The 25,608-nt window shown below is 68.5% G+C and carries 24 protein-coding genes; 13 read left to right on the top strand and 11 right to left on the bottom strand.

Features of this window, described 5'->3' with window-relative positions:
- Positions 1-48 precede the first annotated feature (48 nt).
- Positions 49-531 (top strand): NUDIX domain-containing protein, encoded by a 483-nt coding sequence (locus H4N64_RS14950; RefSeq protein ID WP_186282788.1) that lies wholly within the window; start codon positions 49-51, stop codon positions 529-531.
- A 2-nt stretch (positions 532-533) separates the two neighbouring features.
- Here the strand turns inward: H4N64_RS14950 and H4N64_RS14955 are convergent, their stop codons facing one another.
- Positions 534-1,967 carry a globin domain-containing protein gene (locus H4N64_RS14955; RefSeq protein ID WP_186282789.1) on the bottom strand — a complete coding sequence of 478 codons (1,434 nt, stop codon included), beginning with the start codon at positions 1,965-1,967 and terminating at the stop codon, positions 534-536.
- 428 nt (positions 1,968-2,395) lie between these two features.
- Complete coding sequence (locus H4N64_RS14960) at positions 2,396-3,028, bottom strand: HAD family hydrolase (protein ID WP_186282790.1); 633 nt, start codon at positions 3,026-3,028, stop codon at positions 2,396-2,398.
- A gap of 195 nt (positions 3,029-3,223) precedes the next feature.
- On the opposite strand from H4N64_RS14960, the gene H4N64_RS14965 reads away from it, so the two are divergent.
- Positions 3,224-4,090, top strand: coding sequence for a GNAT family N-acetyltransferase (locus tag H4N64_RS14965; protein WP_186282791.1), 867 nt, complete (start codon positions 3,224-3,226; stop codon positions 4,088-4,090).
- 61 nt (positions 4,091-4,151) lie between these two features.
- On the opposite strand, the gene H4N64_RS14970 is transcribed toward H4N64_RS14965, so the two are convergent.
- Positions 4,152-5,360, bottom strand: coding sequence for an MFS transporter (locus H4N64_RS14970; protein ID WP_186282792.1), 1,209 nt, complete (start codon positions 5,358-5,360; stop codon positions 4,152-4,154).
- Positions 5,361-5,500: 140 nt separating this feature from the next.
- On the opposite strand from H4N64_RS14970, the gene H4N64_RS14975 reads away from it, so the two are divergent.
- Complete coding sequence (locus H4N64_RS14975) at positions 5,501-5,965, top strand: MarR family winged helix-turn-helix transcriptional regulator (RefSeq protein ID WP_186282793.1); 465 nt, start codon at positions 5,501-5,503, stop codon at positions 5,963-5,965.
- Positions 5,966-6,004: 39 nt separating this feature from the next.
- Positions 6,005-6,457 (top strand): GNAT family N-acetyltransferase, encoded by a 453-nt coding sequence (locus H4N64_RS14980; RefSeq protein WP_186282794.1) that lies wholly within the window; start codon positions 6,005-6,007, stop codon positions 6,455-6,457.
- A 53-nt stretch (positions 6,458-6,510) separates the two neighbouring features.
- On the opposite strand, the gene H4N64_RS14985 is transcribed toward H4N64_RS14980, so the two are convergent.
- Positions 6,511-7,896 (bottom strand): serine hydrolase domain-containing protein, encoded by a 1,386-nt coding sequence (locus H4N64_RS14985; RefSeq protein ID WP_186282795.1) that lies wholly within the window; start codon positions 7,894-7,896, stop codon positions 6,511-6,513.
- 325 nt (positions 7,897-8,221) lie between these two features.
- Here H4N64_RS14985 and H4N64_RS14990 point away from each other — a divergent pair, with 325 nt between their 5' ends.
- Positions 8,222-8,788: a dihydrofolate reductase family protein gene (locus H4N64_RS14990; RefSeq protein WP_138906991.1), complete on the top strand. Its 567-nt coding sequence runs from the start codon at positions 8,222-8,224 to the stop codon at positions 8,786-8,788.
- Between the two features lie 91 nt (positions 8,789-8,879).
- Here H4N64_RS14990 and dnaB read toward each other — a convergent pair whose 3' ends face one another.
- Positions 8,880-10,358, bottom strand: coding sequence for a replicative DNA helicase (gene dnaB, locus H4N64_RS14995; RefSeq protein ID WP_186282796.1), 1,479 nt, complete (start codon positions 10,356-10,358; stop codon positions 8,880-8,882).
- A gap of 449 nt (positions 10,359-10,807) precedes the next feature.
- Here dnaB and H4N64_RS15000 point away from each other — a divergent pair, with 449 nt between their 5' ends.
- The gene (locus H4N64_RS15000) at positions 10,808-12,154 is read left to right on the top strand and encodes an MATE family efflux transporter (protein ID WP_418896267.1); all 1,347 of its coding nucleotides are present in this window, start codon (positions 10,808-10,810) and stop codon (positions 12,152-12,154) included.
- Positions 12,155-12,266: 112 nt separating this feature from the next.
- Here H4N64_RS15000 and rplI read toward each other — a convergent pair whose 3' ends face one another.
- The 4 genes from rplI to rpsF all read right to left on the bottom strand — a co-directional run bounded on the left by rplI (position 12,267) and on the right by rpsF (position 13,980).
- Positions 12,267-12,713, bottom strand: a complete 447-nt coding sequence (rplI, locus tag H4N64_RS15005; RefSeq protein WP_095756004.1) for a 50S ribosomal protein L9 — start codon at positions 12,711-12,713, stop codon at positions 12,267-12,269.
- A gap of 18 nt (positions 12,714-12,731) precedes the next feature.
- Positions 12,732-12,968, bottom strand: coding sequence for a 30S ribosomal protein S18 (gene rpsR / locus H4N64_RS15010; protein ID WP_003949403.1), 237 nt, complete (start codon positions 12,966-12,968; stop codon positions 12,732-12,734).
- Positions 12,969-13,025: 57 nt separating this feature from the next.
- A complete protein-coding gene (locus tag H4N64_RS15015; protein ID WP_186282798.1) occupies positions 13,026-13,610 on the bottom strand; it encodes a single-stranded DNA-binding protein in 585 nt (194 codons plus the stop codon).
- A gap of 79 nt (positions 13,611-13,689) precedes the next feature.
- Entirely contained in the window at positions 13,690-13,980 is a 291-nt protein-coding gene (gene rpsF / locus H4N64_RS15020; RefSeq protein ID WP_003956532.1) for a 30S ribosomal protein S6, read from the bottom strand.
- Between the two features lie 264 nt (positions 13,981-14,244).
- Here rpsF and H4N64_RS15025 point away from each other — a divergent pair, with 264 nt between their 5' ends.
- The 3 genes from H4N64_RS15025 (at position 14,245) to H4N64_RS15035 (ending at position 16,965) form a co-directional block, all read left to right on the top strand.
- The gene (locus H4N64_RS15025; RefSeq protein WP_186282799.1) at positions 14,245-14,559 is read left to right on the top strand and encodes a hypothetical protein; all 315 of its coding nucleotides are present in this window, start codon (positions 14,245-14,247) and stop codon (positions 14,557-14,559) included.
- Positions 14,560-14,737: 178 nt separating this feature from the next.
- Positions 14,738-15,859: a peptidoglycan bridge formation glycyltransferase FemX gene (femX, locus tag H4N64_RS15030; protein ID WP_015659275.1), complete on the top strand. Its 1,122-nt coding sequence runs from the start codon at positions 14,738-14,740 to the stop codon at positions 15,857-15,859.
- 74 nt (positions 15,860-15,933) lie between these two features.
- Complete coding sequence (locus H4N64_RS15035) at positions 15,934-16,965, top strand: alanine racemase (protein WP_186282800.1); 1,032 nt, start codon at positions 15,934-15,936, stop codon at positions 16,963-16,965.
- Positions 16,966-17,069: 104 nt separating this feature from the next.
- Here the strand turns inward: H4N64_RS15035 and H4N64_RS15040 are convergent, their stop codons facing one another.
- Together H4N64_RS15040 and H4N64_RS15045 are read right to left on the bottom strand one after the other, a co-directional pair.
- Positions 17,070-18,578 (bottom strand): glycosyltransferase family 87 protein, encoded by a 1,509-nt coding sequence (locus tag H4N64_RS15040; protein ID WP_186282817.1) that lies wholly within the window; start codon positions 18,576-18,578, stop codon positions 17,070-17,072.
- A gap of 145 nt (positions 18,579-18,723) precedes the next feature.
- Positions 18,724-21,432, bottom strand: a complete 2,709-nt coding sequence (locus tag H4N64_RS15045) for a transglycosylase domain-containing protein (RefSeq protein WP_186282801.1) — start codon at positions 21,430-21,432, stop codon at positions 18,724-18,726.
- A gap of 355 nt (positions 21,433-21,787) precedes the next feature.
- Between H4N64_RS15045 and H4N64_RS15050 the strand changes: the two genes are divergently transcribed.
- From H4N64_RS15050 to H4N64_RS15065, 4 genes are all read left to right on the top strand, one after another.
- Positions 21,788-22,471: a PadR family transcriptional regulator gene (locus H4N64_RS15050; protein ID WP_186282802.1), complete on the top strand. Its 684-nt coding sequence runs from the start codon at positions 21,788-21,790 to the stop codon at positions 22,469-22,471.
- Between the two features lie 44 nt (positions 22,472-22,515).
- Positions 22,516-23,598: an inositol-3-phosphate synthase gene (locus tag H4N64_RS15055; RefSeq protein WP_186282803.1), complete on the top strand. Its 1,083-nt coding sequence runs from the start codon at positions 22,516-22,518 to the stop codon at positions 23,596-23,598.
- Between the two features lie 90 nt (positions 23,599-23,688).
- Positions 23,689-24,951, top strand: a complete 1,263-nt coding sequence (locus tag H4N64_RS15060) for an MFS transporter (RefSeq protein ID WP_186282804.1) — start codon at positions 23,689-23,691, stop codon at positions 24,949-24,951.
- A gap of 124 nt (positions 24,952-25,075) precedes the next feature.
- Positions 25,076-25,570 (top strand): LppU/SCO3897 family protein, encoded by a 495-nt coding sequence (locus tag H4N64_RS15065; RefSeq protein ID WP_186282805.1) that lies wholly within the window; start codon positions 25,076-25,078, stop codon positions 25,568-25,570.
- Positions 25,571-25,608 lie beyond the last annotated feature (38 nt).

Genomic DNA, 25,608 nt, shown 5'->3' on the forward strand with positions numbered 1-25,608 from the left:
GACGTTTCGCGATGTTTCACGTGGAACCAGCCGGGCCACATTTCTCCCATGACCGTCCGACCCGTGGTCAAGCGCACCGCCCGCGCCATTCTGCTGGACGGTGACGACCTGATTCTGATCAAGCGCACCAAGCCGGGCATGGATCCCTACTGGCTGACCCCCGGCGGCGGAGTCGAGCCGACGGACACGACCGTCGTGGACGCCCTGCACCGCGAGGTGTACGAGGAACTCGGCGCCAAGATCATCGACGTGGTGCCCTGCTTCGTCGACACCGTCGAGCACATCGGTGAGGACGGCGGCGCGACCGGTGTGAAGGTGCAGCACTTCTTCGTCTGCCGTCTGGAGTCGATGGACACGTCCCTGCGGCACGGGCCGGAGGTCGACGAGCCGATCGGCGAGTACGAGATCGTGCGGGTGCCGTTCACCCGCGTCGGCATCGCCTCCGTACACCTCGTTCCGTTGTCGCTGCGGCACTATCTGGACGGCAATATCGAGGGCGTACGGGCCATGCACGCGCCGGACCTGGGCTGAGCTCAGCTCCCTGCGGTGACCAGTTCCTCCAGCGCGTCGTGGCGTATGCGCTCCGAGGGAACACCGATGTCCCGGAGGACGTCCACACCGCTGCGGATCATCCCCGGTGGGCCCGACACATAGGCGTCGTACTCGTCCCAGGGCCCGAACTCGCGTATGGCGTCGGGCAGCTGGACCAGTCCGTGCCGGTCCACCACGGGGCGGACCTCCAGCCACGGGTGCGACTGCCGGAGCCTGAGCATCGTGTCGATGTCGTACAGGTCGTGGTCGCTGCGGGCGCCGTAGAACACCTCCACGGGCCGCCGCTCGCCGTGCTCGGCGACGTCCTCGACCAGCGCCTTGATGGGGGCTATCCCCGTGCCGCCGCCGAGGCAGAGCAGTCCACTGTCGGTGGTGTGGTCCACGGTCATCGAGCCGGCCGGCGGACCGAGCCGGAGGATGTCGCCTGGCCGGGCCCGGTGCACCAGCGCGTTGGACACCCAGCCCGCGGGGAGGGCCTTCACATGGAACGACAGCAGTCCGTCGGAGCGAGGCGCCGAGGCGAAGGAGTAGTGCCGCCAGATACGCGGCCACCAGGGTGTCTCCAGGCTTGTGTACTGCCCGGCGAGGAAGGGGTAGGGCTGGTCGGGGCGGACGGTGACGACCGCGACATCCGGGGTCCGCAGATCGTGCGCGACGACCTCCGCGTACCACCAGGCCGGGGCACGCAGCTCGTCCGCGGCCGCCGCGTCGATCATCACCTGCGAGATCGTCGTGTACGTCCGCACCCAGGCCGCCTCCGTCTCCGCGTCCCAGACGGCGGAGGCGTACTTGCTCAGCGCGCCGATGAGGCACTCGCCCACGGCCGGGTAGTGCTCGGGCCGGGTGCCGTACTTGCGATGGCCCCGGCCGAGGTTCTGCAGATACGCGACCAGGACCTCGGTGTTGTCGATGTGCTCGGCGGCCGTGAGCAGCGCCTTGAGCAGCCGGTCCCGCTGGGTGTCCATGGCGGCCGGGAACATGGGGCGCAGGTCGGGGTGGCGGACGAAGAGCAGCGCGTAGAAGTACGAGGTCACCTTGTCGGCGACGGGGCCGACTTCGGCCATCGTCCGGCGGACGAGGACGGCGTCCGGGGAGGCCTGCCGCGCGGGGGCGGGGCGCTGGACGGGGACGCGGGGTTCGGGCGGCGGAGGCGGGGTGGAGGGTGTGGGCTGGACAGGTATCTCGGGCGGTGCCGCCTCCTGCGCTACCGGCGGTGAAGTGTCCTGCCTTACCGGCGGATTCTCCTCGGCACCCGCCCTGGGCCTGCCCACCGGGCGCATCGCCGCCAGCCGGCTGCCCTCGGCCGTCTCCGGCTCACTGCTCTGAGCCGTCGTCGGCTGCGTGCGCGGCGTGAACCAGCCGCCCCCGCCGCCGGGAGTGCCGTTGTCGGCCGGCGTGGTGGTCGGAGCGTCCATCCTGTGTGCCTCGCCTCGAACATCTCTCGGTCGGTCTGCGCACTTCCTTGGTCGGAAGGTGCCTGCTTTCCCCCGCAGACGGCTTGGTCTCCCCGTTCGGCGCCCTGGCCAATGCAGCCACATTCAACCCGTATTCACACTTCGTACGGACAAGTAAGGGGAGAGTGTGACATTGGCCGCAGTCTTGTCACCGCAGCATCCCACCGCGCGTGCAAACCCCGGCCGCATAAGCGCAAATGCGGGTCTTCGATCTCTCCGTCCCGTTAGGCTGCGTTGCCCTGTTCTCGGCTCGCACAGGTCGTGTGCGCTCACCCCGGCGCCCGTCCCGGATGCGAACCGGAGTCGACCCTACCGGCCAGCGCCGCGCACACAAGTCCCCCCATCCCCTGTCACTTGTCAACCAGGGGTGAAGCTGTGACTTCGGTCAATTACCGGGCATACCGCACTAATTCATAGGCTTCCCATAGATCCCTCCCCAGGTCGGAGTGGGTCGCAAGACCGGACAGATGGCGGTCCGCATTGACCGCCACAGAGATCGGTACGGCTGCGAACAGGTCCATGTCCGACAGGGAGTCGCCATAGGCAATGCAGTCGGCCCGGGTGACCCCGAACTCCGCGCACAGCCGGTCGGCGATACGCACCTTGGCGGCGGCGCTGAGCACACCGGCCGGATCGACCGGCTCGGTGAACGGCACCGCGGGAAAGAGCGATCCGTGGGCCGCGTGAGCGCCCCACCCGATGAGCCGCTCGACGAAGAAGGACGGCGAGAGGGACACCACCGCGCAGTAGTCCCCCCGCTGTCCGATCTCCGCCCAGACCTCACGGATACGGTCCAGCCAGGGCGCGCCCTCGAAGGCGGCCGTGACATGCGCTTCGGTGAGCTCCGCCCAGAGGCCGTGCACCTGCACCGCATACTCCGGCGGGCCGATCCTGCCGTCCGAGATCGCCCGGTCGAGAGCCATCGTCTCGGCCTCAAGACCGAGTTGCCGTGAGATCTCCACGGGCGCGGACGTGCCGTGCAGCAAGGTGCCGTCGAGGTCGAAGAGATGCAGTCGCGCCATGACCGGTGAGGCTAGTGCGCCTTGGCCGACGACCAGCGGTCGGATTGCCGGACGCACGCTGTTCGTCCATGTTTCACGTGAAACAGCCTGCGTCGGTCAGCCCCCTGCACAGTTGGCCATGACATGGCCAAAAGCGCGTGCGTCTCCCCGGAAACAGGTGGACGACGAGGCCACCGGTCAGACAGCCTGACCTGCGTGCCGACTCCTTCCCCCGCCACTTGGTCCATCCGCCGTCTGACGCCGCGCGATCTCACCGCCTGCGCCGACCTGTCCGAGAACCGGGGGTGGCCCCGGGAGGAACACAAGTGGGGCTTCCTCCTCACCGCGGGACAGGGTTACGGCATCGACGACCCCGAGGGCGGACTCATCGGCGCCTGTGTGGTCACCCGGTACGGCCCGCCCGAGCGCCCCGATCTGGCGGCCATCGGCATGGTGCTGATCGCCGAACGGCACGCCCGTCAGGGCATCGGACGCCATCTGATGCGGCACGTCCTCACGGCTCAGGGCACCACCCCGCTGACGCTGCACGCGACGCCGACCGGCCGCCCGCTGTATGAGGAGCTCGGCTTCAAGACCACGGGCCGGGCGGAGATGCTGCTCGGGCACCTCACGCCCCGAGGCCCGGAACCGGAGGCCAGCACGCGCGCGGCCACCGCCGAGGACCTCTCCGCGATCCTCCGGCTCGACGAGGAGGTCTTCGGCTCGGATCGCACGCCTCTCATCACCCGGCTGCCCGCCTTCGCCGACCAGCTGCGGGTGGCCGAGGAGGACGGCCGGATCACCGGATACGCGGCGGCCTGGCCCAACATGCACACCCATGTCGTCGGCCCGCTGATCGCCCGCGACACCCGGACCGCACAGTCCCTGATCGCCTCCCTCGCCGCAGGCACCGACCGCCCTCTGCGCACCGACATCGACGTACGGCACGAGGAGCTGCTGACCTGGGCCAAGGAGCGGGGTCTGGCCTCCGTCGCCTTCAACTCGGTGATGACCTACGGCATCCCCGAACTGCCCGGGGACTGGCAACGGCGGTTCGCCCCGCTCACGGTGGCGGCGGGCTGAGCCGGGCGGACATGACGACGCCGGTTCCCGGGGGCAGTCGGGAACCGGCGTTCGAGTTCGGTCAGCGGTGAGCCAGAGCCTGCTCCTCGGCGGGCGCCGACCCGGCCACGACGGTGCTGGTCCTACGGTCCCGGCGCTCCAGGGCGGCCGAGAGGAAGGCCAGCAGCAGCGCGGCGGCGGCGAGGGCGGCGCCGACCCAGTTGGGGGAGGTGTACCCGAGGCCGGCCGCGATGACGAGGCCGCCGAGCCAGGCGGAGAGCGCGTTGCCGAGGTTGAAGGCACCGATGTTCACGGCCGAGGCCAGGGTCGGAGCGCCGTGGGCCTGGTCGAGGACGCGCTTCTGAAGCGGCGGGACGGTGGCGAAGCCCAGGGCGCCGATGAGCGCGATGGTGACGGCCGCGAGGACCTTGTTGTGGGCGGTGAGGGTGAACAGTGCCAGCACGACGGCGAGGGCGCCCAGGGAGACGTACAGCAGAGGCATCAGGGCGCGGTCGGCGAGCCTGCCGCCGACGAGGTTGCCGCCGACCATGCCGAGCCCGAACAGGACCAGCAACCAGGTGACGGAGCCGTCGGCGAAACCGGCGACTCGGGTCATCATCGGCGCGATGTAGGTGATGGCCGCGAAGACGCCGCCGAAGCCGAGCACGGTCATCGCCATCGCGAGCAGGACCTGGGTGTTCTTGAAGGCGGCCAGCTCATGGCGCAGCCGTACGCCTTCCGGCCGGGGCAGATCGGGGACGAGCCGGGCGATGCCGACCAGGCCGATCACACCGAGGGCGGCGACGATGCCGAAGGTGACGCGCCAGCCGATGGACTGCCCGACGAAGGTGCCGAGCGGGACGCCGACCACGTTGGCGACGGTGAGGCCGGTGAACATCATCGCGATGGCGCCGGCCTTCTTGTCCGGGGCGACCAGCTCGGCCGCGACGACCGAGCCGATGCCGAAGAAGGCCCCGTGGGCGAGTGAGGCGACGACCCGGCCGATCAGCATGACGGCGAAGGCCGGAGCGAGCGCGGAGAGCAGGTTTCCGGCGATGAACAGGCCCATCAGCAGCATCAGCATCCGCTTGCGGGAGACCTTGGTGCCGAGCACGGTCATCAGCGGCGCTCCGGCCACGACGCCGAGTGCGTAGCCGGTCACGAGCAGCCCCGCGGTGGGGATGGAGACCCCGAAGTCGGCAGCGACCTCGGGCAGCAAGCCCATGATCACGAACTCGGTCGTTCCGATTCCGAAGGCCCCGATCGCCAGGGCCAGGAGCGCGAGCGGCATGAGGAGCCACCTTCCCAGAATATTGCAGGAGAGCTTTACGCGCCACGACAATACTTGCATGCGCACTATATTTGCAAGCGACGGCAATCGCGGCCCTGCCCTCATCCGGCTTCAGCCGCTCAGGGACGAAGGAGACGCACATGACAGCGACGGACCCCGCACTCACCGCCCTCGCCCAGGGCTGGTGCGCGCTCTCCCTGTTGCACGGGCGGATCGAGGCCCACATCGAGCGCACCCTGCAGACCCGGCACGACCTGAGCGTCCGGGAGTACTCGCTGCTCGACGTCCTCAGCCGGCAGCACTCCGGCGAGGGCGGCCACCTCCAGATGAAGCAGGTCGCCGACGCCGTCGTCCTCAGCCAGAGCGCCACCACCCGTCTGGTGACCCGCCTGGAGGACCGCGGGCTACTGACGCGCTATCTGTGCCGCACCGACCGGCGGGGCATCTACACCGATGTCACCGAGACGGGCCTGAAGCTTCTGCAGGAGGCGCGGCCGACGAATGACACCGCCCTGCGAGAGGCGCTCGACGAGGCCGCGAAGCATCCCGAACTGGCCCCGCTGGTCCGGGTCATGGAGTCCCTGCGCGTTCCCGGGCACGCCTGAGCCGATCAGGCCTGCCATCCGCCGCTTAGGGTGAGCCCCATGGGAGATCTTGAGATACGCCCCGCCACAGCGGACGACGTTGCGGCGATCGTCGCCATGCTCGCCGACGACCCTCTCGGCGCCCAGCGCGAGTCCCCCGACGACCTGAGCCCCTATATGTCGGCCCTGGAACGCCTGAACCGCGATCCGAACCAGTACCTGATGGTGGCCGAGCGGGAGGGACGGGTCGTCGGAACCCTCCAGCTCACGCTCATCCCCGGGCTCTCCCGCAAGGGCGCCACCCGCTCGATCATCGAGGCCGTCCGCATCCACGCCGACGAGCGCGGCAGCGGCCTGGGAACACAGTTCATCGAGTGGGCGGTGGAGGAGTCCCGGCGCCAGGGCTGCCAACTCGTCCAGTTGACCTCGGACGCCTCCCGCACCGACGCCCACCGCTTCTACGAGCGACTCGGCTTCGAGGCCTCCCACGTGGGCTTCAAGCTCGCCCTGTGACGGCCGAGGCGCCTTGTTTCACGTGAAACAAGGCGCTCCCCACTCAACAACCGCTACCCGATGCCCCGCCACCCCTCCGGGTCCACTCCACCCGGCACCGGAGCTCCCTCGTCGTACGGCTGACGCGTGAACACGAACGACCCGAGGTCGAGATGGCTCACGCCCCCGTCCGGGCGCCGTACGGCCTGCAAGACCTCTCCCGCGTAGTAGCCCTCAAGGCCGGTCCAGGTGCCGTCACCGTTCGCCCGGAACCGTGAGCGACGGCCCTTGCCGGACAGCGGCTCCAGCGAGACAAGCCCATCGGCCGTCAGCCGCAGCGCGAAGCCGTACGTCCCCCAGTACCACTGCCCCGCCAACTCCAGTACGCCCGGATCGACTTCGGTCATCGGCCGCCAGGGTTCGGGGATCCGCGGCTCCGCCTCGGCAACGACGCGCACGAGGTCGGTGGCGACCAGGGAGAGCAGCGGGCCCGAGGTGCAGTTGGCGAGCACCACGGCCGCGACGTCGTCGCTCTCGCTGAAGAAGAGGCTCGCCAGGAAGCCCGGCAGCGATCCCGAGTGCCCCGCGAACAGTCGGCCGTGCCGGTGCTGGATCTGCAGCCCCAGTCCGTACGCGGCTCCGTCGGCGACATCCGCGGCCTCGCCCGGCGCGGCCGGCGTCCGCATCTCCCGTACGCTCTCCGCGCTCAGCACCCGGTCGTCCCCCTTGACCAGGAAGGTCGCGAACCGCGCCAAGTCGGCTGTGGTGGACCACAGTTGACCGGCCGGGGCCATCCGCCCCAGGTCCTCCGCGGGCTCCGGCAGCATCACATCGGCCCACGGGTGCACCGCCCAGCCACCCGCGTGCGGCGCCTTCGGCTGCCCGCTCGTGCGGCTCAGGCCCAGGGGGCCGAGCACCTCCCGCCGCAGTACGTCCTCCCAGGGCGCCCCGCGCAGCTTCTCCACCAGCGCTCCCAGCACGGTGTAGCCGGGGTTCGAGTAGTGGTGGCGGCGGCCGACGGGATGCAGCAGGGGCTGTTCTCCCAGCACATCGGAGAGTTCGGGCCGCATCGAGCCGGGCGTCCGCTCCCACCAGGGCCCGGGGGACTCGGCGGCCAGTCCGCCGGTGTGGGCGAGCAGTTCGGCGACCGTGGCCTCCCCCGCGCCGGTCCCGGGCAGATGCTTCTCCAACGGATCCCCGAGGTCGAGCAGCCCCTCGTCGCGCAGCCGCATGACCAGAACGGCCGTGAAGGTCTTGGTGATCGAGCCGATCCGGTACTGCACGTTCTCGTCCGGCCCGTGCCCCTCGACCGACGTCCGGGACCCGTGCCACACCGCGCTCCCGCCCCGAACGACCGCCGCGACCAGCGAGGGCGCCCGCCCTTCGGACTGGGCCACGGCGATCCGGTGCAGCAGCGCCCGTCGGGTCCCGGGCAGCAACTCTTCCTGAGGTGTCGTCATCCCCCCAGTCCACCCCGAGGGGCCTGTGGGAGTCGAGCGCATATCCCGCGGCGCGGTGTGGGGTCTCGCCGCTCGTGACATGTCGATCTTGCGTGACCTGGGCGTTGTTGGCTGTCTCACGGCCTTGTCACCCATGATCAGTCTCAAATCCGTGGCATTTCCTCGCGAGGGCGAGGTCGAGATCAGCCGGCTTGCCCGTGTCGGCCGAGTACACCACGCTGAGCCCCGAGCACGAGGACTACCGGCGAGCCCAGATCGCGCACCGATGTGTTTCCCGCGCCGCGCTGGTCTATACGCCGGACACCCACGGACGGAAGGCTGGGCCATGCGGAAACTGATCTACGGCATGAACCTGACCCTGGACGGCTACATCGCCGCGGCCGGCGACGACATCGGCTGGAGCGGACCGCCGAGCCACGAGCTGTTCCAGTGGTGGCTCGACCACGAGCAGGCGAGTGGCCTGTCGCTGTATGGGCGCAAGCTGTGGGAGACGATGAGCTCCTACTGGCCGACCGGCGACCAGCAGCCCAACGCCACCCCGGCGGAGATCGAGTTCGCGCGGAACTGGCGGGACACGCCGAAGGTGGTGTTCTCCTCGACGATCGACAAGGTCGACTGGAACACCCGCCTGGTCACCGGCGACGCGATCGCCGAGATCACCCGGCTCAAGGCCGAGGACGGCGGCCCAATGAACATCGGCGGCGCAACGCTCGCCGGGGCGGCCATGCGCGCCGGGCTGATCGACGAGTACGTGATCGCCGCCCATCCGGTCCTGGTGGGCGGCGGCACGCCGTTCTTCACCGCGCTGGACAGCTGGGTGAACCTGAACCTGGTGGAGACGCGAACGTTTCCCGGCGGCGTGGTCCTGACCAGGTACGAGACGAGGCGCTGAGCAGCTTCCCGCGGTCTCACGGCTTGGATGGGTGTTTTGCCATCGGAGATGAGTTTGTGCCGCGAGATTTGAGACCCTACATGCGGACGGATCAGGTCTGCGCCATGTCGACGAAGCGTGAGTAGTGGCCCTGGAAGGCCACCGTGATCGTCGCCGTCGGACCGTTACGGTGCTTGCCCACGATGATGTCCGCCTCGCCGGCACGCGGGGACTCCTTCTCGTAGGCGTCCTCGCGGTGCAGCAGGATCACCATGTCGGCGTCCTGCTCGATGGAGCCGGACTCACGCAGGTCGGACACCATCGGCTTCTTGTCCGTGCGCTGCTCGGGTCCACGGTTGAGCTGCGAGAGCGCGATCACCGGGACCTCCAGCTCCTTGGCCAGCAGCTTGAGGTTACGGGACATGTCCGAGACCTCCTGCTGACGGCTCTCAGAGCGCTTGGAACCGCCGGACTGCATCAGCTGCAGATAGTCGATGATCACGAGCTTGATGTCGTTGCGCTGCTTCAGCCGGCGGCATTTGGCACGGATCTCCATCATCGACAGGTTCGGGGAGTCGTCGATGTAGAGCGGTGCGGCCGAGACCTCGGGCATCCGGCGCGCCAGTCGGGTCCAGTCCTCGTCCGTCATGGTGCCGGAGCGCATGTGGTGCAGGGCCACGCGGGCCTCGGCGGACAGCAGACGCATCGCGATCTCGTTGCGCCCCATTTCGAGGGAGAAGATGACGCTCGCCAGGTTGTGTTTGATCGACGCCGCCCGCGCGAAGTCCAGCGCGAGCGTTGACTTACCCATGGCGGGACGGGCCGCGATGACGATCATCTGACCCGGGTGCAGGCCGTTGGTGAGCGAGTCGAGGTCCGTGAACCCGGTGGGCACACCGGTCATCTCGCCGGTACGCGAGCCGATCGCCTCGATCTCGTCGAGCGCGCCCTCCATGATGTCGCCGAGCGGCAGATAGTCCTCGCTGGTGCGCTGCTCGGTGACCGCGTAGATCTCGGCCTGGGCGCGGTTGACGATCTCATCGACGTCGTCGTCGGCCGCGTATCCCATCTGGGTGATGCGGGTTCCGGCCTCGACCAGGCGGCGGAGCACGGCGCGCTCGTGGACGATCTCCGCGTAGTACTCGGCGTTCGCCGCGGTCGGCACCGTCTGGACGAGGGTGTGCAGATACGAGGCGCCACCGACCTTGTTGATCTCGCCGCGCTTGGTGAGCTCGGCGGCGATGGTGATGGGGTCGGCAGGCTCGCCCTTGGCATAGACGTCGAGGATCGCCTGGAAGATTGTCTCGTGCGCGGGCTTGTAGAAGTCATGGCCCTTGAGGACCTCGACCACGTCCGCGATGGCGTCCTTGGACAGGAGCATGCCCCCGAGGACGGACTGCTCTGCGTCCAGGTCCTGGGGCGGCACCCGCTCGAAGGCCGAACCGCCACCGTCCCACTCGCCGCTCTCCCGGCCGCGGTCGTGCTGCTCGTCCCGGCCCCGGCCCCCGTCACCGCGGCGGCGGGAGGCAGGCAGACGATCACTGGGCCCGCTGTCGGCCCACGGGTCGTCCAAGGGCTCGGAAATGCTCACCGAGCCACCTCCTCCCGTCCGCCGAGCGGACCTCGCGTGCCCCTCATTTCTACGGCACGCCACTGACAACTAAGAGGCCCAACTCCGGTTCTTGCTCGTCGGTTTTGTGTCGTTTTCTCGACCGACGGACGGAGCGGGCGCCGGACCACGGTAGGCCCCTCGGCACCGTCAGCCAATCTGGTTATCCACAGGCCATGTGGACGACGGCCCGGATGCTGTGGAGAACTCCGCAAAACCTGTGCACGACCCGGTGGACAGCCCTGTGAACAAGCCGCGCCGATTTCCCAAGCACCGCCTCTGAGCTGCATGTTTCCCATCCACCGGCTGTGCAGAAGAAAAACTTCCCCAGTCGGCCCAAGATCACTTCGAACGGTGCGCGAGAGCACACACCCCGAGACGAACAGTAAGGGTCATTCTCTGATTGCATCTCTTACCTGTGGACGATTAGATTGGTGCTCATGACACAGGCTCCCGCGACCCCCAAGGCCATCCGCCGCCAGCACGATCGAGAGATCATCGCGCTGGCCGTCCCGGCCTTCGGCGCACTCGTCGCCGAGCCCCTCTTCGTCATGGTCGACAGCGCGATCGTCGGCCACCTCGGCACCGCCCAGCTCGCCGGCCTCGGCGTCGCCTCCGCGCTCCTCATGACGGCCGTGAGCGTCTTCGTCTTCCTGGCCTACGCCACCACCGCGGCCGTCGCCCGACGCGTCGGCGCCGGTGACCTCCAGGCCGCCATCCGCCAGGGCATGGACGGCATCTGGCTGGCCCTCATCCTCGGCGCCGGCGTCATCGCGGTCGTGCTGCCCACGGCACCGTTCCTCGTGGAACTCTTCGGCGCCTCCGACACTGCAGCCCCGTACGCGACCACCTATCTCCGGATCTCCGCACTCGGCATACCGGCGATGCTCGTCGTCCTCGCCGCCACCGGCGTCCTGCGCGGACTCCAGGACACCCGAACACCGCTGTACGTCGCCATCGCGGGCTTCGTCACCAACGCCGTCCTCAACCTCGGCCTCGTCTACGGCGCCGACCTCGGGATCGCCGGATCCGCCTGGGGCACCGTCATCGCCCAGTGCGGCATGGCGGCCGCCTATCTCGTGGTCGTCGTTCGCGGAGCCCGCGAGCACCAGGCCTCCCTGCGCCCCGACGCGGCCGGGATCCGGGCCTCCGCCCAGGCCGGTGTGCCGCTGCTGGTGCGGACGCTTTCGCTGCGGGCCATCCTGATGATCGCCACTGCGGTCGCCGCCCACCTCGGAGACGCCGATATCGCGGCCCACCAGATCATCCTGTCCCTCTGGAGCCTGCTCGCCTTCGCCCTCGACGCGATAGCCATTGCAGGGCAGGCGATCATCGGCCGCTATCTCGGCGCTGACGACGCCGAGGGCGCCCGCGCCGCCTGTCGCCGCATGGTGGAGTGGGGCATCGCGGCAGGTGTCGTCCTGGCCCTGCTCGTGGTGATCGCCCGGCCCCTGTTCCTGCCGCTGTTCACCAGCGACCCGGTCGTGAAGGACGCCGCGCTGCCCGCTCTGCTCATGGTGGCGCTCTCCCAGCCGATCTGCGGCGTGGTGTTCGTCCTGGACGGCGTCCTGATGGGCGCGGGCGACGGCCCGTATCTGGCCTGGGCCATGGTGCTCACCCTGGCCGTGTTCACTCCGGTCGCCCTGCTCGTCCCGGTCCTCGGCGGTGGACTCACCGCGGTCTGGGGGGCGATGACGCTGATGATGACGGTACGGATGCTGACGCTCTGGCTCCGCGCCCGCTCCGGCCGATGGATCGTGACGGGCGCGACGCGCTGACTGTTTCACGTGAAACCGACGTTTCACGTGAAACATGGCCCCAGGCACGAAGAAGGGGCCGCACCCCACGGGCACGGCCCCTTCTCTCAGCTCTTCAAGCCGAGCGCAGCGATCAGGCCGCGACGACCTCGATGTTGACCTTGGCGGCAACCTCGGGGTGCAGACGCACGGACGTCTCGTGGGCGCCCAGAGTCTTGATCGGCGCGCCGAGCTCGATGCGGCGCTTGTCGACCTCGGGGCCACCGGAAGCCTTGATCGCGGAAGCGATGTCGGCCGGGGTGACGGAACCGAAGAGACGACCGGCGTCACCGGAGCGGACGGCCAGGCGGACCTTGACGCCCTCAAGCTGGGCCTTCACAGCGTTGGCCTGCTCGATGGTCTGGATCTCGTGGATCTTGCGAGCACGACGGATCTGCTCGACGTCCTTCTCGCCACCCTTGGTCCAACGGATCGCGAAGTTCCGCGGGATCAGGTAGTTGCGAGCGTAACCGTCCTTGACGTCGACGACGTCGCCCGCGGCACCGAGGCCGGAGACCTCGTGGGTGAGGATGATCTTCATGTGTCGGTCACCCTTCCCTTATCGCGCGGTGGAGGTGTAGGGCAGCAGCGCCATCTCACGGCTGTTCTTCACGGCCGTGGCGACGTCACGCTGGTGCTGCGTGCAGTTGCCGGTCACGCGGCGGGCACGGATCTTGCCGCGGTCGGAAATGAACTTCCGCAGCATGTTCGTGTCCTTGTAGTCCACGTACGTGACCTTGTCCTTGCAGAAAGCGCAGACCTTCTTCTTCGGCTTGCGCACAGGCGGCTTCGCCATGGTGTATCTCCTGTGTGATCAAGAAGTGTGGGTACGACCCACCCTCGGCCCGAGGGCCTAGAAGGGGGGCTCGTCCGAGTAGCCGCCACCGCTGCCGCCGGAGTTTCCACCCCAGCCGCCGCCACCGCCGCCCTGCTGGCCACCGGCGGGAGCGCCGGTCGCCCACGGGTCGTCGGCCGGAGCGCCGCCGCCCTGCTGACCGCCGCCGGGGCCACCGCCCCAGCCGCCGCCACCCTGGCCGCCACCGCCACCGAAGCCACCGCCCTGGCCACCGCGGCCGGCGGTCTTGGTGACCTTGGCCGTGGCGCTGCGCAGGCTGGCGCCGACTTCCTCGACGTCCAGCTCGTAGACCGTGCGCTTGACGCCCTCACGGTCCTCGTAGGACCGCTGCTTCAGCCGGCCCTGCACGATGACGCGCATGCCTCGCTGGAGCGATTCGGCGACGTTCTCCGCCGCCTGACGCCAGACCGAGCAGGTCAGGAAGAGGCTCTCGCCGTCCTTCCACTCATTGGTCTGACGGTCGAAGGTGCGGGGAGTGGACGCGACACGGAACTTCGCGACCGCCGCACCGGAAGGGGTGAAGCGCAGCTCGGGGTCATCGACAAGATTGCCGACGACCGTGATGACGGTCTCGCCTGCCATTGGGGGAACCTCTCGGCGGGTTTGCTGCTGGCTGCTTGTGCTGCTACTCGAAATCCCGAGATCAGCTGAGCGGGAGAGCTCAGTGGGTCTCGGGGCGGAGGACCTTGGTCCGGAGGACCGACTCGTTCAGGTTCATCTGGCGGTCGAGCTCCTTGACGACCGCAGGCTCGGCCTGCAGGTCGATGACCGAGTAGATGCCCTCGGGCTTCTTCTTGATCTCGTACGCGAGACGACGACGGCCCCAGGTGTCGACCTTCTCGACCTTGCCGTTGCCCTCACGGACGACGGAGAGGAAGTTCTCGATCAGGGGGGCGACAGCGCGCTCCTCCAGATCGGGGTCGAGGATGACCATCACCTCGTAGTGACGCATGTGGAACCCACCTCCTTTGGACTCAACGGCCACGGTCGTTCCGTGGCAGGAGGGTTGTGATGCGTACGCAACGGTATCGGCCACAACTGACAATCGGGGTCCCTCTCGGGATTCCCGGCCGTGACGTGGGCAGACACCGGTGCAGACGGTACAGAGTACCCGCACACCCGCTTCCGGTTGAAATCCGGCCGTGAGCGCCGACAATCTGGATACATCGGGTGTGTATGGCGCTACGATGCGCCGCCTTCCGCAGGAGGTGCCCTCATGGCACAAGCAATGCGACCCAACACCGTCGGAGGCCTCTTCGCCACGGACGGAAAGTCCCACCCGCTCCAGGACACCCTGCTCGCGGTGACCCTGGTGCTGGGCATCACGTCTTTCGTCACGGCGATGTTCCACGACCTGCATCTGCTCAGCTCCTGGACCGGCCTGGTGGGGATCGCCACCGGTGCCTACGGCCAGTGGGTCTCGGAGACGACGCGGGAGCGCTTCGGCCTGATCCTGGGCCTGGGCGCCGCGGGCGTCGGCTTCTTCCTGGGCATGGCGCACGGTGGGCTCTTCGGCGGGGTCGTCGGCTGATGCCATAGACACCGTCCTCGGACTCCTCCGACACCGCCACCGATCGCCCCGGCGGCCCACAGGCCGGGGCGAAGCTGCCGTATGCCCAGTCGGGCCGCTCGCGAGGCGCAGTAGGCTTCGGCGCGAGAGCCGGAGCCCCTGAACCCATGGGGACACACCAGCCCGAGGAGCGCCCCGAATGAGCCTGACCCTGAGGACGATCAGTCGCGAGCAGCATCTGGCGTACATCCAGAGCCTGCCGGCGGCGAGCCACATGCAGGTTCCGGCCTGGGCCGATGTCAAGGCGGAGTGGCGCTCCGAGAACCTCGGGTGGTTCGACGACCGGACCGGTGAGATGGTCGGCGCGGGCCTGGTGCTCTACCGCCAGCTGCCCAAGATCAAGCGCTACCTCGCCTATCTGCCCGAGGGCCCGGTCATCAACTGGTTCGCGCCGAATCTGACGGACTGGCTGGAACCGATGCTCGCGCACCTCAAGCAGCAGGGCGCCTTCTCCGTGAAGATGGGCCCGCCGGTGATCATCCGGCGCTGGGAGGCGGGCTCCATCAAGGCCGGCATCCAGAACCCCGACGTGAAGCGACTGCGCGACATCGAGGCCGACTTCATCGAGCCGCGCGCCTTCGAGGTCGCCGACAAGCTGCGTCGTATGGGCTGGCAGCAGGGCGAGGACGGCGGGGCCGGCTTCGGCGACGTACAGCCCCGCTACGTCTACCAGGTGCCGCTCGCCAACCGCTCGCTGGAAGAGGTGCACAAGAACTTCAACCAGCTGTGGCGCCGCAACATCAAGAAGGCCGAGAAGGCCGGTGTCGAGGTCGTCCAGGGCGGCTACCACGACCTTGAGGAATGGCAGCGGCTGTACGAGATCACGGCCGTGCGCGACCACTTCCGGCCCCGCCCGCTGGGGTACTTCCAGCGCATGTGGACGGCCCTCAACACCGAGGACCCCAACCGCATGCGGCTCTACTTCGCCCGGCACAACGGCGTGAACCTGTCCGCGGCGACGATGCTGATCGTCGGTGGACACGTCTGGTACTCCTACGGCGCCTCCGACAACATCGGCCGTGAGGTCCGGCCCTCGAACGCGATGCAGTGGCGGATGCTGCGCGACGCCTACGCGCTCGGCGCGACCGTCTACGACCTGCGGGGCATCTCCGACTCGCTGGACGAGTCCGACCACCTCTTCGGCCTGATCCAGTTCAAGGTGGGCACCGGCGGCCAGGCCGCCGAGTACCTCGGCGAGTGGGACTTCCCGCTGAACAAGCTGCTCCACAAGGCGCTCGACATCTACATGTCGCGCCGCTGAGCCACAGGCATTTGCTTCGATAGCTTCCATACCTCTGATACACCGCAGCCACCAGAAAGGTTCCAGGTCCGGCCATGGCGCTCACGCTCTACGTCGACACCGCGCGCTGGCGGGCGCACCACAAGCACGTGCAGGAGCAGTTCCCGGGCCTCGTCCCGGTCTGCAAGGGCAACGGCTACGGCTTCGGGCACGAGCGGCTGGCGGAGGAGGCCACGCGGCTCGGCGCCGACGTCCTCGCCGTGGGCACGACGTACGAGGCCGCGCGCATCAAGGACTGGTTCGGCGGTGACCTGCTGGTGCTGACGCCGTACCGGCGCGGCGAGGAGCCGGTGCCGCTGCCCGACCGGGTCATCCGCTCGGTGTCCTCGATCGACGGCGTGTACGGCCTCGTGGGGGCCCGGGTGGTCATCGAGGTGATGTCCTCGATGAAGCGGCACGGCGTGAGCGAGCAGGACCTGCCGCAGTTGCACTCCGCCATAGAGAACGTCCGCCTGGAGGGCTTCGCCATCCACCTGCCGCTGGACCGCACCGACGGCTCGGACGCCGTCGAGGAGGTCATCGGCTGGATGGACCGCCTGCGCGCCGCCCGGCTGCCGTTGCACACGATGTTCGTCAGCCACCTCAAGGCCGATGAACTCGCCCGGCTCCAGCAGCAGTTCCCGCAGACCCGCTTCCGCGCCCGCATCGGCACCCGGCTGTGGCTGGGGGACCACGAGGCCACGGAGTACAGCGGCGCCGTCCTCGACGTCACGCGCGTCGCCAAGGGCGACCGTTTCGGCTACCGGCAGCAGAAAGCGGCCTCCGACGGCTTCCTGGTGGTCGTGGCGGGCGGAACGTCGCACGGGGTGGGTCTGGAGGCCCCCAAGGCGCTGCACGGCGTCATGCCGCGCGCCAAGGGCGTCGCCCGCGCCGGACTCGCCACCGTGAACCGGAACCTTTCTCCGTTCGTCTGGGGCGGCAAGCAGCGCTGGTTCGCCGAGCCGCCGCACATGCAGGTCTCCATCCTGTTCGTCCCTGCGGACGCCCCGGAGCCGAAGGTCGGCGACGAGCTGGTGGCCCATCTGCGCCACACCACCACGCAGTTCGACCGCATCGTCGACCGCTGACATCCTCCCCAGCCCAACACAAAGGCCGTGCACGGGTTTTCCCGCGCACGGCCTTTCGCATGTCCCGCACTCCTTCGTCCCAGGCCTCCCGGGACGGTGTTCGCTCAGAGCGAACGATCGCCCGCCCCCGGACTGCCCCACTCCACCTGCGGCCCGTCGAAGTGGGCCGCGTGCTTGGGCGGATGGGCCGCGGCCCCGAGCACGAAGACGTCCTCCGCCCCGTCGAGCACCCCGCCCGAGGGATCGTCGTCGCCCGTCCGGCGCACCACGTCCCGCTCCGGCATGAGGATGTCGCGGACGATCACGGCGCACAGGTAGAGCGTGCCCAGCAGATGCACGCCGATGGCCCAGTGGTAGCCGTCGGTCGGCAGCCCCTTGTGGGCGTCTCCGCTGGTCGTGTACGCGAGGTACATCCAGATCCCCAGGAAGTAAGCCACCTCGCAGGCCTGCCAGATCAGGAAGTCCCGCCACTTGGGCCGGGCCAGCGCGGCCAGCGGGATCAGCCACAGGACGTACTGCGGCGAGTAGACCTTGTTGGTGAGGATGAACGCCGCGACGATCAGGAACGCGAGCTGGGCGAAGCGCGGCCGGCGCGGGGCGGTCAGCGTGAGCGCGGCGACACCGGCGCAGCACAGCAGCATCAGGAGTGTGGCCAGCGTGTTGACTGTGTCGGTGCTCAGCGGGTCGTCGGAGTTCTGGGCCAGGATCAGCCAGAAGGACCCGAAGTCGACGCCCCGCTTCTGGCTGAACGTGTAGAACTTCGACCAGCCGTCGAAGGCGAGGAGCATCACCGGGCCGTTCACGATCACCCAGGCGACGGCCGTGCCGCCCAGCGCCTTGCCGAAGTCCCGCCATTTGCCCGCACGCCAGCACAGCACGAACAGCGCGCCCAGCAGCAGGGCGGGATAGAGCTTGGCGGCCGTGGCGAGCCCCAGGAGGACACCGAAGGCGAGGGGACGGCCCCGCGACCACATCAGCATCGCTGCGGCCGTCAGAGCGACGGCCAGCAGGTCCCAGTTGATGGTCGCGGTGAGCGCGAAGGCCGGTGCCAGCGCGACCAGCAGTCCGTCCCAGGGACGCCGGGCGTGCGTGCGGGTCACACAGACGGCGATGACGGCCGCGCAGGCCATCAGCATCCCCGCGTTGACCATCCAGTACCACTGCTCCTGGTCCTGGATGCTGCCGCTGCCCGGTGTGAGCCAGGAGGCCACCTCCATGAACACACCGGTCAGCACCGGGTACTCCAGGTACTCCATGTCGCCGGAGAGCTTGTCGAAGTACGGCACGAGGCCGTCGGCGAAGCCGCGCCCCTGGTAGAGGTGGGGGATGTCGGAGTAGCAGGCGTGTGTGTACTGCGAGCTGGCGCCGACGAACCAGGCCCCGTTGTAGCAGGGCGCCTTCTGGACCATGCCGAGGGCGAACATACCGATCGCCACGAGCGCGATGACCCGCACCGGGGTCCACCAAGACGTCCCCAGCAGGGCACGCCGTCCGATGGGGCCGCCGATCAGCTCACTGCCGCTGCGGGCCACCTCGTCGTCCTTGGTGGGCCGCACCGGGTCAGGCTCGTGCACGCTCGATTGCGTCGTCTCTGCACTGGGCATGGGGCACATCCTGCCGTACGCGCCTGGGAACACGCCGAGGGCCGCCGCACCTGGTAGGTGCGGCGGCCTATGTTTCACGTGAAACACCCGCGCTGGGCGATATGGCGCCCAACCGGACGCCCACCGGATTCCCGGCCTGTCGGGTCAGCCAGGGCTAGCCGGTCGAGTCCTCTCCTCCGAAGAGGCCTCCATTGCCGTTGCCATTGCCATTGCTGGTATCGCTGGATTCCGTGGGCGTGGGTGATGTGGTCACCCCCCCGTCCGTACCACCGCTGTCGGTCCCGCCGGTCGTCTCCTCGCAGCCGAAGAAGCCGCATTCCGGCTCGGACTCCGTGGGCTTCGGATTGCCGTGGGTCTTGCTGGGCGTCGGAGTCGGCGTCGGGCTCTCCTCCTCCTCCGTCTCCGTGGGCGTGGGCGTCGCGGTCGGGCTCGGAACGTCGTTGATGACCTTGCCGATGGGCTCCGGGGTCGGGAAGTCCTTCGCCGGCTCTCCCTTCAGTGCCTGCTCCATGTAGTCGTGCCAGATCTCGGCCGGGAACGAGGCACCGTGGATCGACTGCTCGCCACCCGTGCCGTACATCTTCAGGAACTTGCGGTTCTTGATGGTCTCGTCGTCCGGGTACCGGAACATGCTGATCGCGGTGGACAGTTGCGGGGTGTACCCGACGAACCAGGCCGACTTGTTGCCGTCGGTCGTACCGGTCTTGCCGGCGACCTCACGGCCGGTGAGCTGGGCGTTGGTACCCGTACCCTTCTCGACCACGGTCTTGAGGACGTCGGTGACGTTGTCGGCCACCTGAGCGGTGAAGGCCTGCTTCGTCTCGTCCTCGTGCGTGTAGACCGTGCCGTCCGCGCTCTTGACCTCGGTGACGGAGTACGGGGCACGCTGCTTACCGCTGGCCGCGAAGGTGGCGTACGAGCCCGCCATACGGATCGCGCTGGGCTCGGAGATACCGATGGAGAAGGACGGGAAAGTGGTGCCCGTCAGGCTCTCCTTCAAGAGGCCCGCGTCGGTGGCGGCCTCCTGCACCTTGTCCAGACCGACGTCCATACCGAGCTGCACGAAGGCCGAGTTCGCCGAGAACTGCATCGCGGTCCGCAGGTCGACCTGGTAGTTCGGCGGGTCACCGAGCGACTGGTCGCCGTCGTTGGCCTGGAGCCACTCCTTGCCCTTGTCGTCCTGCCAGACCGTCCCGTCGTAGTTCTTGATCTTGAGGTCGTTCTTGCCGCTGTACAGGCTCTTCGGGGACACCTTGGTCCGCTCGTCCTGTGCCTGCTCCGGGACGCCCTCGGGATCCCGGACACCCCACTTCATGGCGGCCGCGAGAACGAACGGCTTGAACGTCGAGCCGACCTGGGCGCCGGTCACGTCGGCGTTGTTGGTGAAGTGCTTGGTCGCGTCCGCACCGCCGTAGATCGCCCTGATGGCCCCCGTCTCCGGGTCCACCGAAGCCCCGCCGAACTGGACGTGCTTGTCCGTCTTCGGGCGCTTCTTGGGGTCGATGTTCTCCTTCTCGACCTTCTTGACCGCGGCTTCCAGCGCCTTGACCTTCTTCTTGTCGAAGGTCGTGTAGATCGAGTAGCCGCCCTGCTGGAGGTCGTCGGCGGTGATGTTCGTGTTGTTGATCACGTATGCCTTGGCGAGGTCGACGAGATAGCCGACCTGGCCGCTCAGCGCGGTGTTCGACCGAGGGTTCTGGACCGCCGGAAGCTCCCTGTACTTGTCCCGCGTGGTGGCGTCGAGGTGGCCGTACTCGACCATCTTGTCCAGCGTGTCCTGCATCTGGATCTTGGCCCGTCGGCTGTTGGCCTCGGGCGTCGCGGCCGCGTCGACGGAGGTCGCGCCCGCCGGGTCGTAATAGGTGGCGCCCTTGAGCATGGCCGCCAGGAAGGCACACTGCCCGGGGCTCAGGTCGACCGAGTCCTTGTTGAAGTACGCCCGCGAGGCCGCCTGGATGCCATAGGCACCGCGGCCGTAGTACGCGGAGTTCAGATAGCCCTCCATGATCTGGTCCTTGGAGAACTTGGCGCCCACCTTGACCGAGACGAAGATCTCCTGGAACTTACGGGTCAACGTCTGCGACTGATCGTCCAGCATCGCGTTCTTGACGAACTGCTGGGTGATCGTCGAGCCACCCTGCGTCTCGCCGCCCCGTGCCATGTTGAACACGGCGCGGGCGATGCCCTTGGGGTCGATGCCGCTGTCGGTCATGAAGGTCTTGTTCTCCTGGGAGATGACCGCGTTGCGCATCTCCTCGGGGATCTGGTCCAGCTTGACGATCTGGCGGTTGGTCTCGCCACCCGTGGCGACCATCTCGGAGCCGTCGGACCAGTAGAAGACGTTGTTCTGCGCCTTGGCGGTCTTGGCCACGTCGGGGACGCCCACCATCGCGTAACCGATGCCGGCGATGGCCACCAGGCTGCCGAAGAAACCGATGCACAGCCCGGACACGAGCTTCCAGGACGGCACCCAGCGGCGCCAGCCGTACTTGCCCGCGCGCGGATAGTCGATGAACCGCTTCTTGACGGGACCGGTGGCCCGCCCGCGGCCCCGCCCGGGACCGGTCGGCCCGCCGGGAGCACCGCGCCGGCCGCCCCGGCCCGGCTCGGCCGCTCTACGGCGGCCGCCCCCGCTTCTCTGGGCCGCACGCCGGGCTTCGGCGCGGCCGCCGTACGGACGCTCCTCACCACCCGGACCATACGACTCCGACCCATGGGAACTCGTCCCATAGGAGTCGGCGGGAGATCCGGTGGCGCCTCGCGGTGCCGCGCGGCGGCCGGAGGACGAGCCGGACTGGCCGCGTCGGGCCGCGGCACGTCCGCCTTCCTGCGGCTGCGGCGGTTTGCGACGGTGCTCGCTCATCGAACGACTACTCCTCGGGCAGGCGCACCCGTGTGACGCGCCTGGAAACGGCGGCAGGTTTCCGGTCCCCCCGAAGTACGGATGTGGTCGGTACCGCATTCACCCGTACTGCACCGAGGACGACGACGCCCCCAGACGTCACTTGGTTCCCGGTGGTGTGCATGGCGCACAGACTACGCACCGTCAAAACCCGCCTAGCCCCGAAGTTCCCCCCAAATCAGGCAACTCGCCTCCCATGAATCAGTGATGTGATCCCGTTCACCATCCTCCCTCTTGTCGCATGCGGAAGGCCGTTCTATCGTCGTGATGTATCGAGTCGATACATCAGCGCGAGATAAGGCGAGGAGGCGAGAGGATGAGCCGACGTTCCGGGATCCTTGAGTTCGCCGTCCTCGGCCTGCTCCGCGAGTCCCCGATGCACGGCTATGAGCTGCGCAAACGACTCAATACGTCACTGGGTGTGTTCCGTGCGTTCAGCTACGGGACCCTCTACCCCTGCCTCAAGACGCTGGTCGCCAACGGCTGGTTGATCGAAGAGCCGGGGAACGCCCCCGAGGACGCCCTCGCGGCGACCCTGGCCGGCCGCCGCGCCAAGATCGTCTACAGGTTGACGGCGGAAGGTAAGGAACACTTCGAGGACCTCCTCTCCCAGACCGGCCCCGACGCGTACGAGGACGAGCACTTCGCCGCTCGTTTCGCCTTCTTCGGGCAGACCTCGCGCGACGTCCGCATGCGCGTGCTGGAGGGCCGCCGCAGCCGCCTGGAGGAGCGTCTGGAGAAGATGCGCGCCTCGCTGGCGCGCACCAGGGAGCGCCTCGACGACTACACGCTTGAGCTCCAGCGCCACGGGATGGAGTCCGTGGAGCGCGAAGTGCGCTGGCTGAACGAGCTCATCGAGAGCGAGCGGGCCGGACGGGACCTGAAGGGTTCCGGCTCCGGGGGGTCCGCTCAGCAGGACACCACCAATGGATCGACGGGCGGCCTGCCCCGTCCCGGGGACACCCCCGCGACGGATACGCCCGACGACACCGCCACGTGAGCGCCCAGCCAGGGCCTCACTCGTACACACAGGGAGCAACCGGAATGGGTTCGGTTCGCGTAGCCGTCGTCGGCGTGGGCAACTGCGCCGCGTCGCTGGTGCAGGGCGTCGAGTACTACAAGGACGCCGACCCGGCGTCCAAGGTCCCGGGCCTGATGCACGTCCAGTTCGGCGACTACCACGTCCGTGACGTGGAGTTCGTCGCCGCGTTCGATGTCGACGCGAAGAAGGTCGGCCTCGACCTCGCGGATGCCATCGGCGCCTCCGAGAACAACACCATCAAGATCTGCGACGTGCCGAACAGCGGCGTGACCGTCCAGCGCGGCCACACCCTCGACGGTCTCGGCAAGTACTACCGCGAGACCATCGAGGAGTCCGCCGAGGCCCCGGTCGACGTCGTCCAGGTCCTGAAGGACAAGCAGGTCGACGTTCTGGTCTGCTACCTCCCCGTCGGCTCCGAGGACGCGGCGAAGTTCTACGCCCAGTGCGCCATCGACGCCAAGGTCGCCTTCGTCAACGCCCTCCCGGTCTTCATCGCCGGCACCAAGGAGTGGGCGGACAAGTTCACCGAGGCCGGCGTCCCGATCGTCGGTGACGACATCAAGTCGCAGGTCGGCGCGACCATCACGCACCGCGTCATGGCGAAGCTGTTCGAGGACCGGGGCGTCATCCTGGACCGCACGATGCAGCTGAACGTCGGCGGCAACATGGACTTCAAGAACATGCTGGAGCGCGAGCGCCTGGAGTCCAAGAAGATCTCCAAGACGCAGGCCGTCACCTCCCAGATCCCCGACCGGGACCTCGGCGAGAAGAACGTCCACATCGGCCCGTCCGACTACGTCGCCTGGCTCGACGACCGCAAGTGGGCCTACGTCCGCCTGGAGGGCCGCGCGTTCGGTGACGTCCCGCTGAACCTGGAGTACAAGCTCGAAGTCTGGGACTCCCCGAACTCCGCGGGTGTCATCATCGACGCCCTGCGCGCCGCGAAGATCGCCAAGGACCGCGGCATCGGCGGCCCGATCCTCTCCGCGTCGAGCTACTTCATGAAGTCCCCGCCGGTCCAGTACTTCGACGACGAGGCCCGCGAGAACGTCGAGAAGTTCATCCAGGGCACGGTCGAGCGCTAAAGCCGCTCCGCGATTCTGCTCCTGCCAGGGCCGTGAAGGGTCCCCGGGTCATGCGGCCCGGGGACCTTCCCGTATGTGAGGCTGAGCCCCATGTCCGTCGCCCGCGACCTGCGCGTACTGCTGCGCTTCGGTAATTTCAGGCGTCTGCTCGCCCTCCGGCTGCTCTCCCAGGGCGCCGACGGCGTCTATCAGGTCGCGCTCGCCACCTACGTCGTCTTCTCCCCCGAGAAGCAGACCTCGGCCGCCGCGATCGCCTCCGCGATGGCGGTCCTGCTCCTGCCGTACTCCCTCGTCGGCCCCTTCGCCGGCATCCTCCTCGACCGCTGGCAGCGCCGCCAGGTCTTCCTCTACGGCAGCCTGCTGCGCGCCCTGTTGGCGACGGCGACGGCCGTGCTGATGCTCAGTCCCGTCCCGGACTGGCTCTTCTATGTCTCCGCCCTGTGCGTCACCGCCGTCAACCGCTTCGTCCTGTCCGGCCTGTCCGCCGCTCTTCCGCGCGTCGTCGACGAAGAGCGCCTGGTGATGGCCAACTCCCTGTCCCCGACGGCCGGAACGCTCGCGGCGACCGTGGGCGGCGGTCTCGCCTTCGTCGTACGGCTGCTGGTGTCGGACTCCGACGCGGCGGTGGTGCTGCTCGGCGCGGCCCTGTACCTGTGCGCGGCGCTGGCGTCGCTGCGGATGTCCCGCGATCTGCTGGGCCCTGACCCGGAGTTGGTGCGGCCCGGACTGCGGACGGCGATCGCCGGCACCGCGCGCGATCTGGTGGCGGGGGTACGTCATCTGGCCACACCCGCACGCCGGGAGGCGGTGTGGGCGCTCGCCACCATGACCCTGATGCGCTTCTGCTACGGCGCCCTGCTCGTCATCCTGCTGATGCTGTGCCGGTACTCCTTCTCCACGACCACCGACGACGGACTCGCGCTGCTGGGGCTGGCGTTGGCCGTCTCCGGCGCCGGCTTCTTCACGGCGGCCGTCCTGACGCCCTGGGCGGCCCGGCGGCTCGGCCCCGGCCGCTGGATCGTCGTGTGCGCCGGCGTCGCGGCGGTGCTGGAACCGGCCCTGGGGCTGCCGTTCGCCACGGTTCCCATGCTCTTCGCGGCGTTCGTCCTCGGGTTGACCACCCAGGGCGCGAAGATCGCCACGGACACCATCGTCCAGTCCTCGGTCGACGACGGCTTCCGAGGCCGCGTCTTCTCCTTCTACGACGTCCTGTTCAACGTCGCCTTCGTCGGCGCCGCGGGAGTCGCCGCCCTGATACTGCCCCCGGACGGCCGCTCGGTACCGCTGGTGGTAACGGTCGCCGTTATCTACGGAGCGGTTGCTGTTGCTATGGCCCGCTTTGAGCGCCAGTAAGTGTCACATCAGTGCCACAGAGCCCCTCCTGACTACTGGTGTGTCAGTGGGGCCCGATAACTTACGTGGGTCTTATGCGCGCTCCGTTCGCGTCACTCACCCATGTTCTTAGGGGGACCCCCAAGTGACCACTCCGCCGCCCCAGGGCCAGAACCCGTTCGCTCAGGGCCAGAACCCGTATGCCCAGCCTGAGGGCCAGGCTCCGTACCCGCAGCAGCCGGGCTTCCCGCAGCAGGGTGCGGCCCCGTACGCCCCGGTCCCGCCGGAGCAGCCCCGCCGCAAGCTCAGCTTCAAGACGATCAAGAACATCGTCATCGGCGTCGCCGTTGTCTCCGTGATTGTCGGCGGTTACATAGCCAGCCAGGACGACGCGGCCGCGGCCGCTGTGGGCGACTGTATGCACCGGGGCAGCACCGACGACAACAACCCGGACCTTGAGGTCGTCGAGTGCAGCTCCTCGGACGCTCAGTACGAGGTGCTGGCCAAGATTGAGGGCTCGTTCAGCGGCCTCACGGCCGAGACGCAGTGCGAGGCCAAGGCGAAGGACTTCCAGTACGTCTACACCGAGTCCGGTGACGGCAGCGACTTCCTGCTCTGCCTGAAGGACTACAAGAAGTAAGCAGACAGCCGAGAGGGGCGTTGTTTCACGTGAAACAA

Source organism: Streptomyces cupreus (assembly GCF_014257025.1).
Taxonomy (GTDB): Bacteria; Actinomycetota; Actinomycetes; order Streptomycetales; family Streptomycetaceae; genus Streptomyces; species Streptomyces cupreus.

Bases quoted from the DNA above. Each gene is read 5' to 3' on its own strand.
- H4N64_RS14950 (WP_186282788.1), top strand. From the start codon at position 49: ATGACCGTCCGACCCGTGGTCAAGCGCACCGCCCGCGCCATTCTGCTG.
- H4N64_RS14955 (WP_186282789.1), bottom strand. From the start codon at position 1,967: ATGGACGCTCCGACCACCACGCCGGCCGACAACGGCACTCCCGGCGGC.
- H4N64_RS14960 (WP_186282790.1), bottom strand. From the start codon at position 3,028: ATGGCGCGACTGCATCTCTTCGACCTCGACGGCACCTTGCTGCACGGC.
- H4N64_RS14970 (WP_186282792.1), bottom strand. From the start codon at position 5,360: ATGCCGCTCGCGCTCCTGGCCCTGGCGATCGGGGCCTTCGGAATCGGA.
- H4N64_RS14975 (WP_186282793.1), top strand. From the start codon at position 5,501: ATGACAGCGACGGACCCCGCACTCACCGCCCTCGCCCAGGGCTGGTGC.
- H4N64_RS14980 (WP_186282794.1), top strand. From the start codon at position 6,005: ATGGGAGATCTTGAGATACGCCCCGCCACAGCGGACGACGTTGCGGCG.
- H4N64_RS14985 (WP_186282795.1), bottom strand. From the start codon at position 7,896: ATGACGACACCTCAGGAAGAGTTGCTGCCCGGGACCCGACGGGCGCTG.
- H4N64_RS14990 (WP_138906991.1), top strand. From the start codon at position 8,222: ATGCGGAAACTGATCTACGGCATGAACCTGACCCTGGACGGCTACATC.
- rplI (WP_095756004.1), bottom strand. From the start codon at position 12,713: ATGAAGATCATCCTCACCCACGAGGTCTCCGGCCTCGGTGCCGCGGGC.
- rpsR (WP_003949403.1), bottom strand. From the start codon at position 12,968: ATGGCGAAGCCGCCTGTGCGCAAGCCGAAGAAGAAGGTCTGCGCTTTC.
- H4N64_RS15015 (WP_186282798.1), bottom strand. From the start codon at position 13,610: ATGGCAGGCGAGACCGTCATCACGGTCGTCGGCAATCTTGTCGATGAC.
- rpsF (WP_003956532.1), bottom strand. From the start codon at position 13,980: ATGCGTCACTACGAGGTGATGGTCATCCTCGACCCCGATCTGGAGGAG.
- H4N64_RS15025 (WP_186282799.1), top strand. From the start codon at position 14,245: ATGGCACAAGCAATGCGACCCAACACCGTCGGAGGCCTCTTCGCCACG.
- femX (WP_015659275.1), top strand. From the start codon at position 14,738: ATGAGCCTGACCCTGAGGACGATCAGTCGCGAGCAGCATCTGGCGTAC.
- H4N64_RS15035 (WP_186282800.1), top strand. From the start codon at position 15,934: ATGGCGCTCACGCTCTACGTCGACACCGCGCGCTGGCGGGCGCACCAC.
- H4N64_RS15040 (WP_186282817.1), bottom strand. From the start codon at position 18,578: ATGTGCCCCATGCCCAGTGCAGAGACGACGCAATCGAGCGTGCACGAG.
- H4N64_RS15045 (WP_186282801.1), bottom strand. From the start codon at position 21,432: ATGAGCGAGCACCGTCGCAAACCGCCGCAGCCGCAGGAAGGCGGACGT.
- H4N64_RS15050 (WP_186282802.1), top strand. From the start codon at position 21,788: ATGAGCCGACGTTCCGGGATCCTTGAGTTCGCCGTCCTCGGCCTGCTC.
- H4N64_RS15055 (WP_186282803.1), top strand. From the start codon at position 22,516: ATGGGTTCGGTTCGCGTAGCCGTCGTCGGCGTGGGCAACTGCGCCGCG.
- H4N64_RS15060 (WP_186282804.1), top strand. From the start codon at position 23,689: ATGTCCGTCGCCCGCGACCTGCGCGTACTGCTGCGCTTCGGTAATTTC.